The sequence below is a fragment of the Bacillus sp. FSL K6-1106 genome (assembly GCF_038005245.1).
Classification (GTDB): Bacteria; Bacillota; Bacilli; order Bacillales; family Bacillaceae; genus Bacillus; species Bacillus altitudinis.
Genome location: NZ_JBBOSV010000001.1, coordinates 2,411,715 through 2,426,827, shown reverse-complemented (window position 1 = coordinate 2,426,827; position 15,113 = coordinate 2,411,715). Strand labels below are relative to the sequence as shown.

Here is a 15,113-nt window from a genome sequence, read left to right as displayed (position 1 = left end):
GGAGGGTTTAAAGTTGGACAATCTCACCCGCATTTTAAGATTAAGAGATGCAGAGATATGGGAGTATGAATTTCTCGATAATAAAGACATGATCGTCTATTTCTCGATTACAGATTTAAATAGAAAAGCAACGATTCATGATAACCCTCTGGCCACTCAAGAAGAACTGGATGAAAGAGATAATTACATATCAATGGATGTGCACAGCCATCTAGATCTCAAGAAAACGCTAGAAGAAGATATATTTGATGACTTTATCACCAATATCTCAGCTTTAGTAGAGCATATGCATGATTTTCACAATGCGCATGTTTTTATTCATATGCATGTTCATGACAAAATCGATTTAACAGATTTTCAGTTAGAAAAAGATGAAGAGATGCATGGCGATGAAAAAGAACAACTCTATACATTTAAACGTTTATGGATTCAGCAGGCATGTTTTCAATTGGTCGAACAACAATTAAATCGAAAAATCACAGACATGTCTAACAGTAGGTTTTGCCAAGATCTAAAGTGAGGTGAGCAAACAAATGACATTCCCATACAAAGTATTTCAAACAGTCGTCGAATGCGGTAGCTTTACAAAAGCTGGTGAGAAGCTTGGGCTGACGCAGTCTGGGGTGAGTCATAATATGGCGAAGCTTGAGTCAGAGCTTGGGATTGTGCTGCTTCATCGGAATCGAAACGGGCTGTCACTGACAGATGCAGGTGAGCGGGTGATGCCGCATATTCGCCAAATCATTCATCATGCGTCATTGCTTGAGCAGGAGGCGGCGTTGATTCAAGGGATGGAAGTGGGGAGTATCAAGATCGGCACGTTTTCTAGTTTTTCTTCAAAAATGCTTCCGCAGCTCATTCATCGTTTTACGAAAAGTTATCCCAATATCCAATTGGAATTATACGAAGGCGGCTATGAAGAAATTGAAGAGTGGATCGCATCTGGCACAGTTGATCTTGGGTTTTTAACACAGCCATCTAGAGATTTGGAAACTGTTCCACTGTTTCAAGATGAATTGGTGGTGCTCATGCAAGAGAGTCATCGTTTCCATACAAAGAAGGTGATGGAAGTGGCTTCGTTCCAAGATGAACCATTTATTATTCCAAAAGCGGGCTGTGATCAACTCATTAAGAAAATATTAAAAGAAAGAGGCGTAAAACCCCATGTTTTATTTGAGATTGGGGACAACAATACGCTCATCTCTATGGTTCAGGAAGGCCTTGGGCTCACGATCATCCCGAAGATGATTTTGCCGCCTCAGGTGCCTCATGCGAACGTGATTCCACTTGAGACCAGTGTTTATCGCGAAATCAATATGGCGTTTAAATCTTTTAACGCAGCCTCTCCCTCTACTAAAAGATGGATTGAAGCAGTCAAAGATCATTTTAAATAGATTCAGCTTGAACGAGAGTCTCTGTTCAAGCTGATCAATTTATAGCGTGATCACCCCACGAATGGTAATAAATGCTGCACCTGCTACTTTAATGACAGGCTTTGCTTCATTCGGAATGACCGTGATACGAAGCAATCCTGGTCTGCCGATTGCATCACCTTGAGCAATGCGCAGATGAGTGGTTTCTTGCTGAGGAATGATCCCTTCCAAATAAAGATATCCGGCCAATGCCCCGTTGGCTGCTCCCGTTACAGGATCTTCGGGTATACCAATGCCAGGTGCAAAATCCCTTGTATAAAGATCACAGTCCTTTGTGGATTGAAACGTATAAAGATGAGTCGTTGTGATATCCTGCTCTTTATTCATTTTTCCTAAAGCTGCTAGGTTTGGTGCTGCTTGATCAATGTCATGCTGGTGTTTCAGCGGAACCAGGAGATGCCAGTTTCCGGTGTTTGCTAATTTTATAGGATAGGATGGATCAATCCTGTCACTGCTTATACCGAGCATGTCACTAAGCTCTTCTACATCGATGATAAAATCTCGCGTCTTTGGCGTGACCTGTGTCATCTCCACATCCACAACTTTGCCATTCTCTTCGTGCCATACAACGGGAACATGGCCGATCTTTGTTTCTAACACAACCCCTGATTTTTCTTTAGCCATTCCTAGCTCCGTCGCTAAAAGCCAAGTCAACCCAACCGTCGCATGCCCGCAGAAATTGACCTCTTCCGTTGGAGTGAAATATTTCACTCGATAATCGGCTGACTCATCATGTGCCGGCAGCAAGAAAACGGACTCGGGTAAGTTCAACTCCTTGGCGATATTCTGCATCTCATCCTCCGTTAACCATTCCGCATCCAACACCATCCCAGCGGCATTACCTCCAAATTTCTCAGTTGTAAACGCATCGACATGATACACCCTAATATCTTTCATCTGACGAATCCTCCTAAACATGTTGTTATGTTCATCATAAGTGTGTAGGATGCATTCGTAAAATGAATCTTTTTGATGTGATGTATTGGAATTGTTCATGTAATATCAAACAACTAGGCGCTAAGGTGGAAAGGTCTTACCGTTACAGGAAAAGGAATGTCAGAGAGTGGTAAGACGGTCAAGATGTTTAAGGCTGAAAAAAAAATAATGATAGATCAAAAGGCAGGTTCAAAGAGAATCTGCTTTTTTGTAGTATGCTTGAACAAAACAAAAAGAAGGCGAGGGATTCAGCATAGCTTTAGGAGGATATATCAATATTGGATTGGTATTCTATGATGACATTCATTTAATAACCACTTTTCACAAACTGATTGACTATTTAACAAAGAAAGGCATTTCAATAACAAAAGTAAAGTTTAGTCAGGACGCTAATGGCGAAGCATGGATCGAACATGATGTAAAAGAGAATAAAATCAAAAACAATTACTTGGAAGGCTATTATACAGAATTTGAATTGACGGGAACATGCCTAAAACATACGACTATCAATATACAAAAAGAAGCTGGTTTTGTGGGATTCGTTCTATATTTAAAGTGGACAGAGGTTGTTTCACATGATGTCGTTCGTATTCAACAGGAGATCGTACAGTGTCTTGTAGAACTTTATCATACTCTTACGTTCGAGTATGCATTCATTGGTCATGAAATGGAAGTCGAGCTTCATCCAGATGATGTTGAAAAGAGTCTGCAAGAACATCATGCTTTTCCAGTTGTTCTTATAGGTAAAGGGGATTATTTAGTCATTTTTTATGGTGATACTCTCATTGACGGGCTAACTACTCAAGAGAGAGGGAAGAAATATTTAAAGGTTAAAAGAGAACAGTAGAAAAGCCTCCTGAATGTATCAGGGGCTTTTTCCTTTCATCACCCATAATAATTATTCGCCTGAATAAAAAATTGGGATTGCATGTAGTTATACGTGATTTTCGAGAAGTCGAAGGGCTGGCCGTTTGTGAGATGAAAGACGGTTTCGACGCGAAGAGCAGGATCATTTTGCTTAAGTCCGAGGTGCTTCGCTTCAGTTTCGTTTAGTTTGCCTACTTGTAAGTACATATCCGAGAAGCCAACTTTGAGCCCAAGGCCTTCGCTGATAAATTTAAAAACCGAATCGGCTGCAATTTCTGTGTTGAGGTAAGGAATAATGGTTTTCCGGTAATAGGACTCTTCTAAACATAAAGTTTGTCCATTGATGTAACGAATGCGTTTAAGGTAGAAAACATCCTCATCTAGTTCAATATTTAAATTCAGCGCAGCTTCTTCTGGCGGTTTGACGGTATCTAACGTGAGAACTTCTGATGTCAGTTGAAATTCCTCTAAATCTTTTTTAAACCCTTGGTTGGATAATAGGCTAATATAGCCTTTGCGCCTATGCCTTCTCACAAAGATGCCGCTGCCCCTCACCTGATAGACAATCCCTTTTCTTTCGAGTAAATCTAATGATTTGATAATTGTACTTTTGCTCACAGCAAATTGATTCATGAGCGTCTCAAGCACAGGGAGTTTGTCTCCTTGCTGCAGCTCATGTGTGACAATATATTTTTCAATATCGCTCGCAATTTGTTGATACTTTAACATAGCCATTCCTCTTTGTTTTCACGATTTATTGTCTTTGTATTATAGCACATCCCGATTTCTCTTTGATATGCAAACTCAAATTATATATGTATTGATAAATTGTACCGGTATAATTATAATGTACATATACTAGTAGTGATAAAGGGGGGGTTTATATGTCAAAAGTGAGGGATTATCAAAAGCTTGCAGAAGACATCTTAGAAGCAGTTGGCGGAGAAGAAAATGTGGTGAGTGCCGCAAGATGCGCCACGAGGCTGCGTTTGGTGCTGAAGCGTTCTAATCCAAAGGCAAAAGAAGCAGTCAACGCCATGCCTGGCGTCATTACAGTGGTGGAAAACGGTGGTCAGTTTCAGGTTGTGATCGGTCAGCATGTAGGTGAGGTATATGAGCATTTTTCCAACCTTGTTCAGCTCCAAACGTCGGATGATGACCAGCCGAATGAAAACAAAGGAACGATACTGAATCGGGTCATTGCGACCATGTCCGCTGTGTTTGCGCCATTTGTGTATATTTTAGCCGCAGCTGGTATTTTGCAAGGTGCACTTATTTTAATAAATTTGATATTTCCAAGCTTCTCGAAAACAGGCACTTATGAAGTGTTTAGCTTTATTTCTTGGGCACCGTTTACGTTCTTGCCCATTTTCATTGCGATAACTGCAGCCAAGCATTTCAAAACGAATATGTATATTGCGGTTGCTTGTACAGCAGCGCTTGTCAGTCCTTCTTGGACAGAGATTGCTGGACGTGTAGCATCAGGGGAAGGTGTGACCTTTTTAGGGATTGCGTTATCTGAAACGGTTTATACATCATCCGTCTTGCCACCGCTTTTCTTAGTATGGATTCTTTCCTATGTAGAAAAATTCTTAAACAAACGAATTCATGAGGTCGTCAAACCGCTATTTGTCCCATTTTTATGTATGGTCGTCATGGTTCCGTTAACCATACTATTAATCGGTCCTCTTTCGACAGCAGGTGCAAATGGGATTGCAAACGGATACAATGTTTTAGCTGAAAATGTACCAGCTCTGGCAGGGGCCATTATCGGCGGTTTCTGGCAAGTACTCGTGATTTTCGGTGTTCACTGGGGCATCACGCCAATGGTGCTTGCGAACTTTGAACAATATGGACGTGACTCTTTTCAGGCATATCAAACCATCGCTGTTATCGCTCAAGTCGGTGCGGTGCTGGGAGTTATTTTAAAAGCAAGAAATCGGGAAACACGGAAAGTTGGGGTTTCAGCTGGAATCACAGGACTCTTCGGTATTACGGAGCCTGCGATTTACGGTGTCACCTTACGTTTTAAAAAGCCGTTTATTTTCGGGTGTATTTCTGGAGCGGTCGGTGCCGTTGTAGCCAGCTTCTTTACGCCTTATTACTTTGCATATGCAGGGCTGCCTGGCCCGCTGACCATTGTGAACGGAATCAGTGCAGATTATCCAACGTCTATCATTGGTATTTTGATTGGTGTGGCCATTGCGCTGATTTTACCAGTTGTGCTTATTCAAATGTTCGGATATGGAGAAGATACAGTAGAACAGTCAGCTGGTGAAACACCTCTTAAAGATCAAGACGGAGAAACGCCAAATACTTCTATGAACAATGAAGAAATGATCACGGCTCCACTTTCAGGAAAAGTGCTTTCGTTATCTGAAGTGCCAGATGCCGTATTTAGCTCTGGGGCGATGGGGAAAGGCTTTGCCATTCATCCGACCGATAACAAACTGTTTGCACCGTTTGACGGCAGTGTCGTCATGCTTGCACCAACAAAACATGCGATTGGTCTGCGTTCTGAATTTGGTGTAGAGTTACTTGTTCATGTAGGAATTGATACGGTCTCTCTAGATGGATCGGCATTTACACTCAATATCAAAGAAGGCGACAAGGTGAAAAAGGGTGACTTGTTGATGACATTTGATCAGGAAGCAATTGAAAGCAAAGGATTACAAACAATCACACCTGTTATCATTACCAATACCCAAGCATACGAAGATGTGATTGTAGAGAAACGTTCGACATGTCAGCCAACTGACGTGATGATGACAATTGTGAAATAGGAGGAATAGATAATGACTTTACCAAAAGATTTCTTATGGGGCGGGGCATTAGCCGCTCATCAATTCGAAGGTGGATGGAATGCAGCTGGCAAAGGGCCGAGTGTTGTAGATGTGATGACAGCAGGTGCTCATGGTGTACCAAGACAGATCACGGAAACGATAGAAGAAGGAACTTTTTATCCAAACCATGAAGCCATTGATTTCTACCATCGTTACAAAGAAGATATCGCCATGTTTGTTGAAATGGGATTAAAATGCTTGCGAACATCGATCGGCTGGAGCCGAATTTTCCCTAAAGGGGATGAAGATGAGCCGAATGAAGCAGGCTTACAGTTTTATGATGATGTGTTTGATGAACTGATTAAACATGGAATCGAGCCTGTCATTACGCTGTCTCATTTTGAAATGCCCCTTCATTTGGCAAGAGAATACGGCGGATTCCGAAGCAGAAAAGTCGCTGAATATTTCGCGAAATTCGCGGAAGTATGCTTCAATCGTTACAAGGACAAGGTCACGTACTGGATGACATTTAATGAAATCAATAACAAAATGGACGTCAACAACCCGTTGTTCCTTTGGACAAATTCAGGGGTATCTGTCAAAGAAGGCGAAAATGCCAAAGAAGTCATGTATCAAGCGGGCCATCATGAACTGCTTGCAAGTGCATGGGCAGTGGCAAAAGGAAAAGAGATCAATCCGTCCTTTCAAATTGGAGCGATGGTGTCCCACGTGCCAATTTATCCATATTCCTCAAACCCACAGGATGTCATGCTGGCAGAAGAATATATGAGACAGCGCTATTTCTTCCCAGATGTCCAAGTGCGTGGCTACTATCCAAGCTACGCGTTAAAAGAATTTGAGCGCGAAGGCTATCATATTCCATTTGAAGAAGGCGATGAAGAAAGTTTAAGAAAAGGAAAAGTAGATTACCTTGGCTTTAGTTACTACATGTCAACAACGGTCAAAAGCGATGCAGTATCTGATCACAACGGAGACATTGTCAATGGAGCACTGCCACATGGTGTAGAAAATCCGTATATCAAATCAAGCGACTGGGGCTGGTCCATTGATCCGACAGGCTTAAGATATACATTGAATCGTTTTTACGATCGCTATCAAATCCCTCTATTCATTGTGGAAAATGGCTTTGGTGCCATTGATCAAGTGGAAGAAGACGGCTCTATTCATGACCCAGAGCGAATTCAATATCTCGCTTCTCATATTCAAGCACTGAAAAAAGCGGTTGAATATGACGGTGTGGACCTCATCGGCTACACACCTTGGGGCATCATTGATATCGTGTCATTCACAACCGGTGAAATGAAAAAACGCTACGGCATGATTTATGTTGACCGCGATAACGAAGGTAATGGTTCAATGAAGCGTCTTAAAAAAGATTCGTTTACTTGGTATCAAAACGTCATCGCAACGAATGGTGAAGAAGTGTAATAAAGAAATGGCTGGCCCGGATGAGCGTGGGATTCGCTTGTTCGGGTTTTTTTTATTTCCTATGCTTCAATGTAGCTTGAATACAAAGAAAAAAGAGAGTGATCACAATAAAATAATTCATTGGATTGTGAAAGATATTGATGCTAAATGCTAATTGAAGAAGAATCCAAAAACCGAATATCACTGTAACAGCTGGGATGATTTTTTTATACACATTGATTCTCCTTTCGAGAGTAGTTTGTTTTTAGGTGGCATTGTCTCATATCATTGCAGAGATGAAAAGAGAGAAAGATATTAATAGGTTCTATTGCACAATTTGGTATAATTGGTCTATAAAAACGATAAAGGGTAGATAAAGAATAGGAGTTGTTGAAATGAATCAAACTCTGCAAATGGGTGCCAATACCGTACTAAACTCTCCAAAGGGGCAATTATCCATCAGTTATGAAGTGTCATCTTCAATTGATATTTCTTTAACGGCGTTTCTCTTAACAGATTCAAATCTAGTTCAAGGAGATAATGGCATTATTTTTTACAATCAGCCGGAGAGTACTACGGGTGTCGCGACACTTTTACCAGCAGAGATATCAGATCAGTTGAAAAGACATCAATTGAATTTTGATATGAGCAAAGTGCCTGTCGGAATCACAAAGATGGCTATTACACTAACAGAGGATCGAGGAATCGGCTTTTCTCATGTGAAGAATCTGCAAGCAGAAATTCGAACAGGTGATGAGGTCCTATACCTAACACCAGTAAGCTTTACAAATGAAAAGGGTATTGTCGTAGTAGAGCTATACATAAGAAATAGTGAAACGAAAGCACGATCCATCTGGCGTGGCTTCGATTCTGGATTGGAAGGGCTATGCAAGCTTTATGGGGTGGAGGTTGAACCTGATGAACAGGATGTTTCTACACCTCCTCAAATGGTTTCTGAAAAACAAATTAATGAGCCTGCTCCAATGAAAACAGCCGCTAAAGAGAAAGTCGCTGCACCTATTAGCTTAGAGAAAGTTCAAGGTAAAATTAGTCTAGACAAAGGTCATAAACCGATCATCATTGAAAAAACACCAGAGATTACGGCTACAGTATCTTGGGAGTCTGGCACCGATTATGATATTTACGCATTGGTCTATACGAAGTCAGGAAAACAAATAGATGTGGCCATGTTTGGCGCAAAAGGTGTTCCCGCTCTCAAAAGTTACGGTAACGGGGCTGTTGAGCATATGGGAGATGTCGGTAGAGATCGTGAATCAATGAAAACAGAAGTCATTAAACTAAGGTTAAATGATGATATCCTTGCGGTGGTACCCGTTGTTTACTCTGCTCAATCAAATGGAACAGGTTCTTTCTATAGATATAGAGTGACTATGAGTATCGATAATCATCAAGGAACGTCTGTCACGATTCACGCGAAACATGCAAATGACAATGATCGAATTTATTCTTGTGTTCCAGGTATACTTCAAAACACAAAAGATGGCGTGATCATCCGTCCACTAGAGCTTTACAGTAAACCAAACTCTGAGCGTAGACCGAAGTTAAAAATGAAATATTCAAATGAGATCGATGTTTTGATGGATAAAGGACCAATCAATGACTATAAGTAACGTGAACATGTGGCCAGACAGAGTATAATGAACTGTCTGGCCTTTTCTATATCCCTACAATTGATAAACTCTTTTATCCAAATGAGAGGGTAAATTGAATAAAGAGTCCATTCCATTTTTTATGTCATTTAGCCTATTTTTCCGTTTTGGAGGTCACGGTAAAATAGACTTTATGATCAATAATGGAGGGAGTGGCTTAATCTGGGCAAGATACTTGATGCAAAAGCACTAACCAGTGCCATGGATACAAGGGCAAAACACTATCAGGAACTCCGTGAACAAATGATAGATTTAAAAAAGGCATTACAAGGTGTTGCCAACCTCGGTGACGACTTCACTGGAAAAGGTGCCGATAACATTAAAAGCTTCTACAAAGAACTCGCCGGAAATGTGGACATGTTTATTAGCTTCATTGATAAACAAAAAGCCTTTCATGAAGGTGTTTCTGGGACACTTGATGATACAAATTTTGGCGGCGACACCTTTGTAGAAGAACACTTTTTAGACAACGCTGTACATATGGGAATCAAGAATGCCAAAAGCATCGTGAAGGATCAAAAAAAGGCACTCAAAACGATTTTTCAAGATATTGATGACCTCATTTCTCTGGAGGTATTTGATAGTAAAACCTTTGACGAAAAGATTGCAGATGCGGAAGATGAACGGAAGAAAACGGTTAAAGATTTAATAGAACTTGATCAAAATCTAAAAGATGAATATGCTTTGTCAGAGAATGAGGAGAAGGCTACAATGGCATTGTACGCAGAAATGATGAATGCGACAAATGACGGAAAATCCATTTCGCCTATGAATTTTGACAAGAAAGCGTATCAAAATAGCGAAATCTACAAGGCAAAAAGCGATATTGAGAAGCAAACTTCTGAATATCTAAAAATCAAAAAAGATCAGGAAGAAGCCCGCAAGATTGCAAAGGAACAAGAAGCGCTCGCCAACCGTCCGTGGTATGAAAAAGCTCTTGATTACGGAGGAAATATCGTCAATGAACTGACAGGCGTGAACGATGCAAAACGTGCCGCAACAGGTGTCGATCCGATCACAGGTGAAGAACTCACCACAGGACAGCGAGTTGCTGCAGGAGGCATGGCTGCAGCTGGCTACATCCCGATTGTCGGCTGGGCAGGTCGCATTTTCAAAGGCGGAAAGGCTGTCTATAAAACGACTCAAGCCACGTCCGCCGCAGTCAGAGCGGTCGACATTTACAAGACATCACAGAAGTCTTTCGATGCGTTGAAAACATCACAAAAAGGCTTATATGGACTCACCGCGACCAACGGCTTCAGCGAAGCGATTACGGGTCGAGACATGTTTGGAAATAAAGTCTCGAAAGAACAGCAGGAAGCGAGTATGAATGTGGCTTTGGGGATGCTTTTGCCGTTTGGGGCGAAAGGATTTCATGGGAAGATGGGTGTAAAGAGTTCAGGTATACCTAATATTTCAAAAAGGCATGATGAAATTGCTCATAAAAGTTATTATGGTAGAAAAGATTTTAGAATAAAGATAAATAGTGCAGTATATTCTCATCATGATAATAAGCATTTAAAGGCTAGAACTGCTGAAGAAGCGAAACGTTTTAGTGAAACCGGAAGACGAAATGCTCAATACCTACCTGAAATAAATAATAAAGTGATAGAAAAAGAAGCTCTTCAAAGAGGGCATATCATTGATAATGGCAATAATAATTTTTACTTCATTTATGATACTGGTAAAGTTGTTGGTTATGATAATGGAAAATCTACTAGTTGGATTAGAGGAGAACTAACGAGTGGTAATGTGTATCACGGTCATCCAATAGCTGGTGATAGATTAACTAAGTATTTAAACAAATTAGGAATAAAATAACTATAAAATTAACAAAGAGGTCGGATAAAGATGAGAAAGCATGTGAAACTTGATATTCCGGAAGTAAACATCCATCCCTTGAGGATAACTGAAGGTTGGAATGTCCGTTATAATCATTTTTGGGAAATTGACCCTAGAAAGTTAGAAACAGAAGATGAAAGATGGTTTATGTTCACTGAAAGTTTGTTACAGCTTTATCATGAGAAATCATCAATAACATTGGACTTAGGTTGGTATCCCGATTTATCTTCAGATGGCAACTATCTTGTTCTAATAGTTAAAAATACAGATTGGGACAATCCTATTCAGGAGTTTAGCTCTGATGACTATAGCAAAGTGATAGATTTTATAGAATTTCATTTAAAAGAAATTACATCTAACTGGTGGAAATAAAACTGTATGTATTTCTACGAGTTTAATAAAGCTAGTACCCCTCTGTTTTGCCGTTTCTAAGAGCAGTACATGCTTGATGGTGGTGGTCTGATAATGAATAAAAACCAAACAATGCTTAAAAAGAAAAATATGTGGAACCATAATTGGAGCATTAAAAATGTATATAGAACTGGATAAGCTTTTATCCGCTGATACAACGGTAGACTCTTGGTACGATGAAGGGTATATACTAGTAAGTGAGATACTCTCGTTTTTTAGCCTAAACGATTGGGAAGAACTATCAAAACAGGTACTCCATAAACCAATAGAGTGGCAGCGGAAAATTGCGTACTGTCTCGATAATGAGTGCAATGAATATGAGTTTCATATTTTATTGGATTTGCTGAATACTAATGATGTTGAATTATTTGAGATTTGTATTGATACATTAAGAAGTTATCCTATTGAAGAGGGTACAAAAATAGTACTGAAACATCCTCAGATTACAGAACGTATAAATCAAATGTTGACTACTACTGCAAACCTACCAGCAAAGACAGTTCTTCAAGACTTCATTTCAAAAATACATTCAAATTAGTCTGTTATTGCTGAAATTTAATGATGAAATAAGATCTTGATTGGTTTTAAACTGATCAAGATTATTTAATTTACACTGATGAAAAATGTCACATTGTAAATAGAGTAAGTAGGAATGTATTTATTCGGATTTTAAACAAACATAAGATTCATTATTACGTACATTTAATTATACAGAGTCCCCATTTATCTTGATTTCCTAGATTTATATCCAGAAATTTTGATCTGGAAGTCAGTTCATTCCACCGTGTAGCCTGGTGGAATTTTCAAGGGGGAGATGTCTAGAGAGCAATGTTTACGCCTTGTGGAGGTGCTCCTATGAATAATAAAGGAAAAACTAAAATCGAAACCTTAAAAAAAAGCAGAAGAAAGCACTTAATAAACGAATTAAGCTATATGAAAATTCCAGAACCCCCTTTTTTAGAGATCAAAGAAAATCATTTGTTTTGTCAGAAGGGATTTACTTTCCTGCAATCAAGAGAACATAAAAGTCAAATACATGGAGACAACTAACTAGAGCATATAGAAAAGCCTACACAACTGTTAACGGAAATGGCCTTAAGGGTGATAGCGACTCCTAAACAAGGGAGATTGCTTTTTTTCCGAGATCATGAAATTGAAGCGCTTTTAGTGAATGTAGATGAAGTGTTTCATCATTTAACGAAACTTCTTGAGCACATCAAATGCTCAAGTGGATACGGTGATTTCATTTTAATAGCAGAGGATTTTCATTTTGGATGATGCATAGAGCGTACAGAATATTTTTATGAGCTTAGTCTTTGGGGAATGTGAGTTTAGAGGGATTTTTTTCTATAACCATTTCCCTCAAATTTAAGCAATTCACTATCATTACCTTTCACATTCATATAAAATAAGAGCTAGTGAAAATTTGAAGAGATGCTTGATAAATGAAGGGCATGTAAGCTGTGAGCTGCATGAAATGATGAGATGTTTCAAGTACGTGAAGGTTGCAAAGCTGTTTCTCCTCACGCATGAATCTTGTAAGCGTAACCATTATTTGTCACTTCATTGCAATGTGTTGAGGGGTGTGTCAGCATGAGGAATCCGTATTTGAGAACGGCTTCTAGTCTTTATATCAATTATTTTTTATTAGGTATGGTCAATATTATTTTGGCTTCTAATATGCCATTTTTGATCAAACAATTAGATACAAATAGTGCGGGGATAAGTTATATGATATCTGCACTCGGTATTGGCAGGGTGCTCACGTATGGTCTATCGGGCGTACTGTCAGATCGTTTTGGACGAAAGCCGGTCATTTTGGTTTCCGGGGTGCTGATGGCGGTGTTCCTCATCGGAATCCCGTTGTCTCCGAATTATCAAATCGCGTTTGCGTTTGCGATTTTGGCAGGGGTGGCGAATTCGGCGATGGATGCAGGGACGTATCCGGCTTTAATGGAAGCTTTTCCTCAAAACTCGGGATCTGCAAATGTGATGGTGAAGGCGTTTATTTCGATTGGGGCGACCATTCTGCCGCTCGCTATTTTCTTTTTAGCAGAGCATGATCTGTTTTATGGATTTGCGTTTTTTGTACCTGCTTTTATCTATTTAGTGAATGTGATGATGCTGTGGACATTGCCATTTCCGAATCATCGCAAGGTGGAGCAAGTTCAGGTGACGGAGCATGATGGACTTCCTCGCTTCTCATCAGAGCCTACGTTTTGGAGAGAAGGGGTCGCACTGATTGTGATCAGTTTTACATCAAATGGTCTGTACGCCTTGCCGCAAATTTGGCTGCCTACGTACGGTGAGGAAATATTGGGAATGGCTTCTGGCAGTGCTGTGAAGCTGCTTAGTTACTATAGCATGGGTGGTTTGCTGTCTGTCTTATTGCTCGCATTTCTTTTGCGCCGCATTGTTCGTCCGGTCACCGTGCTGCTACTCTATCCGATTATTACATTAGCCTCTATCTGTGTGCTATTGGTCGTGAAGTCTCCAGTCATCGGGACCGTCAATGCTTTTGTATTGGGCTTTTCAACAGCTGGTGTCTTTCAGCTGACGTTAACCGTAATGGCTGAGTTCTTCTGGAAAAACAAAGGGACGATGACAGGAATTATCTCAACAGCAGGCGGAGTGTCCGCCATTGTGATTCCAGTCGTCACTGGTTTGATCGAAACCCACTCGACCATTTTGCAAATCTTTATATTTGATGCGGGTGTGGCTGTTGTGGCGATCATCGGCGCGGTGTATATCCTTTATCGATATCGCCGTGTGATGATACACGAATAAAAAAAGACGACTTCCAAAGCGGAGGTCGTCTTTTTTATGTGTTTCGTTTAGAAACGGTCATTTTCAAACAGAATTTGTTTTACTTGTTCAACTGGCATATCCTCGCCAGTAAAGAGTTTGTACGCAAGGGCACCTTGCCATAGCATCATGCCAAGACCGTTAATCGTTTTGGCACCAGCTTCTTGTGCTTGAGCAAGAAGTTTTGTTTTTTGCGGGTTGTAGACGACATCTGTCACGATTAAGTCTTTGCGTAATACATCAAGGGTATCGTCAATAATGCTGAGCTCATCTAATGGTTTCATGCCAAGGCTTGTCCCGTTTGCTAAGATCGCACTTTCAGCTACTTCACGACGGAAAGCGTCTTTGTCTTCAAGTGGGAAGATATTCGCTTTGACACCGAATGATTTCATTTCGTTGTTGATGTAATTTACATTTTCTTCTGCTTGAACAAAGTATTGATCATTACGAGCAAAAATACTAATTTCACGAATACCTGATTGTGCAAGCTGAATGGCGATCGGTGTTGCAGCGCCGCCAGATCCAACGAGTGTAACCTTTTGTCCAGCTAATTCAACGCCATGTTCAATTAAGTTTCTTACATAACCAAGACCATCTGTGTTGTAACCAACCAGCTTGCCATCTTTGTTCACAACTGTGTTGCTTGCGCGAGTATATTTTGCAGAATCATCTAGTTCATCTAAGTAATCGAGTACTTTCATTTTGTTCGGCATGGATACGTTAAATCCAGCTGCACCCATTGCTTTCATCCCGTTTACTGCTGCTTCTAGTTCATCATTTCCTACCTCAAAAGCAAGGTAAGCATAGTTGATTCCTGTTAGTGTATAGCCAAGGTTGTGCATCCGTGGTGACAGGCTGTGCCCGATTGGTGTTGCAAGAAGACCGACTAATTTTGTTTTTCCATCAATATTACGTTCGTGTATGTTTGTCATGATTGA

General features: G+C 40.3%; 15 protein-coding genes. 12 read left to right on the top strand and 3 right to left on the bottom strand.

The genetic code is table 11. From position 1 onward, the window contains the following. Positions 1-13 precede the first annotated feature (13 nt). Together MHI20_RS12665 and MHI20_RS12660 are read left to right on the top strand one after the other, a co-directional pair. Entirely contained in the window at positions 14-520 is a 507-nt protein-coding gene (locus MHI20_RS12665; protein WP_340938790.1) for a hypothetical protein, read from the top strand. A gap of 13 nt (positions 521-533) precedes the next feature. Further along, positions 534-1,394 carry a LysR family transcriptional regulator gene (locus MHI20_RS12660; protein WP_340938787.1) on the top strand — a complete coding sequence of 287 codons (861 nt, stop codon included), beginning with the start codon at positions 534-536 and terminating at the stop codon, positions 1,392-1,394. Positions 1,395-1,433: 39 nt separating this feature from the next. On the opposite strand, the gene MHI20_RS12655 is transcribed toward MHI20_RS12660, so the two are convergent. After that, positions 1,434-2,330, bottom strand: coding sequence for a PhzF family phenazine biosynthesis protein (locus MHI20_RS12655; protein WP_340938786.1), 897 nt, complete (start codon positions 2,328-2,330; stop codon positions 1,434-1,436). A 322-nt stretch (positions 2,331-2,652) separates the two neighbouring features. Between MHI20_RS12655 and MHI20_RS12650 the strand changes: the two genes are divergently transcribed. Further along, positions 2,653-3,216, top strand: a complete 564-nt coding sequence (locus MHI20_RS12650; RefSeq protein ID WP_326112095.1) for an Imm64 family immunity protein — start codon at positions 2,653-2,655, stop codon at positions 3,214-3,216. Positions 3,217-3,254: 38 nt separating this feature from the next. Here the strand turns inward: MHI20_RS12650 and MHI20_RS12645 are convergent, their stop codons facing one another. Beyond that, positions 3,255-3,965 (bottom strand): GntR family transcriptional regulator, encoded by a 711-nt coding sequence (locus MHI20_RS12645; RefSeq protein WP_017368418.1) that lies wholly within the window; start codon positions 3,963-3,965, stop codon positions 3,255-3,257. 155 nt (positions 3,966-4,120) lie between these two features. On the opposite strand from MHI20_RS12645, the gene MHI20_RS12640 reads away from it, so the two are divergent. The 9 genes from MHI20_RS12640 to MHI20_RS12600 all read left to right on the top strand — a co-directional run bounded on the left by MHI20_RS12640 (position 4,121) and on the right by MHI20_RS12600 (position 14,157). Then, positions 4,121-6,019, top strand: a complete 1,899-nt coding sequence (locus MHI20_RS12640; protein ID WP_340938781.1) for a beta-glucoside-specific PTS transporter subunit IIABC — start codon at positions 4,121-4,123, stop codon at positions 6,017-6,019. A 9-nt stretch (positions 6,020-6,028) separates the two neighbouring features. Further along, a complete protein-coding gene (gene bglA, locus MHI20_RS12635; protein ID WP_340939352.1) occupies positions 6,029-7,468 on the top strand; it encodes a 6-phospho-beta-glucosidase BglA in 1,440 nt (479 codons plus the stop codon). A gap of 374 nt (positions 7,469-7,842) precedes the next feature. Further along, positions 7,843-9,078, top strand: coding sequence for a TerD family protein (locus MHI20_RS12625; protein ID WP_340938780.1), 1,236 nt, complete (start codon positions 7,843-7,845; stop codon positions 9,076-9,078). 201 nt (positions 9,079-9,279) lie between these two features. Next, entirely contained in the window at positions 9,280-10,938 is a 1,659-nt protein-coding gene (locus MHI20_RS12620) for a ribonuclease YeeF family protein (RefSeq protein ID WP_340939350.1), read from the top strand. 30 nt (positions 10,939-10,968) lie between these two features. Further along, positions 10,969-11,331: a hypothetical protein gene (locus MHI20_RS12615; protein WP_035390066.1), complete on the top strand. Its 363-nt coding sequence runs from the start codon at positions 10,969-10,971 to the stop codon at positions 11,329-11,331. A gap of 157 nt (positions 11,332-11,488) precedes the next feature. Further along, positions 11,489-11,908 (top strand): hypothetical protein, encoded by a 420-nt coding sequence (locus MHI20_RS12610; protein ID WP_100324589.1) that lies wholly within the window; start codon positions 11,489-11,491, stop codon positions 11,906-11,908. Between the two features lie 317 nt (positions 11,909-12,225). Further along, positions 12,226-12,420, top strand: coding sequence for a hypothetical protein (locus tag MHI20_RS12605; RefSeq protein ID WP_234925080.1), 195 nt, complete (start codon positions 12,226-12,228; stop codon positions 12,418-12,420). 9 nt (positions 12,421-12,429) lie between these two features. After that, positions 12,430-12,648, top strand: coding sequence for a YxiF family protein (locus tag MHI20_RS19240; protein WP_419763108.1), 219 nt, complete (start codon positions 12,430-12,432; stop codon positions 12,646-12,648). A 315-nt stretch (positions 12,649-12,963) separates the two neighbouring features. Beyond that, positions 12,964-14,157, top strand: coding sequence for an MFS transporter (locus MHI20_RS12600; RefSeq protein ID WP_024720468.1), 1,194 nt, complete (start codon positions 12,964-12,966; stop codon positions 14,155-14,157). A gap of 47 nt (positions 14,158-14,204) precedes the next feature. Here the strand turns inward: MHI20_RS12600 and MHI20_RS12595 are convergent, their stop codons facing one another. Then, the gene (locus MHI20_RS12595; RefSeq protein ID WP_008344408.1) at positions 14,205-15,107 is read right to left on the bottom strand and encodes a shikimate 5-dehydrogenase; all 903 of its coding nucleotides are present in this window, start codon (positions 15,105-15,107) and stop codon (positions 14,205-14,207) included. Positions 15,108-15,113: the final 6 nt, after the last annotated feature.

Excerpts from the sequence above, each read along its gene's own strand:
- MHI20_RS12660 (WP_340938787.1), top strand. The coding sequence starts at position 534 with ATGACATTCCCATACAAAGTATTTCAAACAGTCGTCGAATGCGGTAGC.
- MHI20_RS12655 (WP_340938786.1), bottom strand. The coding sequence starts at position 2,330 with ATGAAAGATATTAGGGTGTATCATGTCGATGCGTTTACAACTGAGAAA.
- MHI20_RS12645 (WP_017368418.1), bottom strand. The coding sequence starts at position 3,965 with ATGTTAAAGTATCAACAAATTGCGAGCGATATTGAAAAATATATTGTC.
- MHI20_RS12640 (WP_340938781.1), top strand. The coding sequence starts at position 4,121 with ATGTCAAAAGTGAGGGATTATCAAAAGCTTGCAGAAGACATCTTAGAA.
- MHI20_RS12625 (WP_340938780.1), top strand. The coding sequence starts at position 7,843 with ATGAATCAAACTCTGCAAATGGGTGCCAATACCGTACTAAACTCTCCA.
- MHI20_RS12615 (WP_035390066.1), top strand. The coding sequence starts at position 10,969 with ATGAGAAAGCATGTGAAACTTGATATTCCGGAAGTAAACATCCATCCC.
- MHI20_RS12610 (WP_100324589.1), top strand. The coding sequence starts at position 11,489 with ATGTATATAGAACTGGATAAGCTTTTATCCGCTGATACAACGGTAGAC.
- MHI20_RS12605 (WP_234925080.1), top strand. The coding sequence starts at position 12,226 with ATGAATAATAAAGGAAAAACTAAAATCGAAACCTTAAAAAAAAGCAGA.
- MHI20_RS12600 (WP_024720468.1), top strand. The coding sequence starts at position 12,964 with ATGAGGAATCCGTATTTGAGAACGGCTTCTAGTCTTTATATCAATTAT.
- MHI20_RS12595 (WP_008344408.1), bottom strand. The coding sequence starts at position 15,107 with ATGACAAACATACACGAACGTAATATTGATGGAAAAACAAAATTAGTC.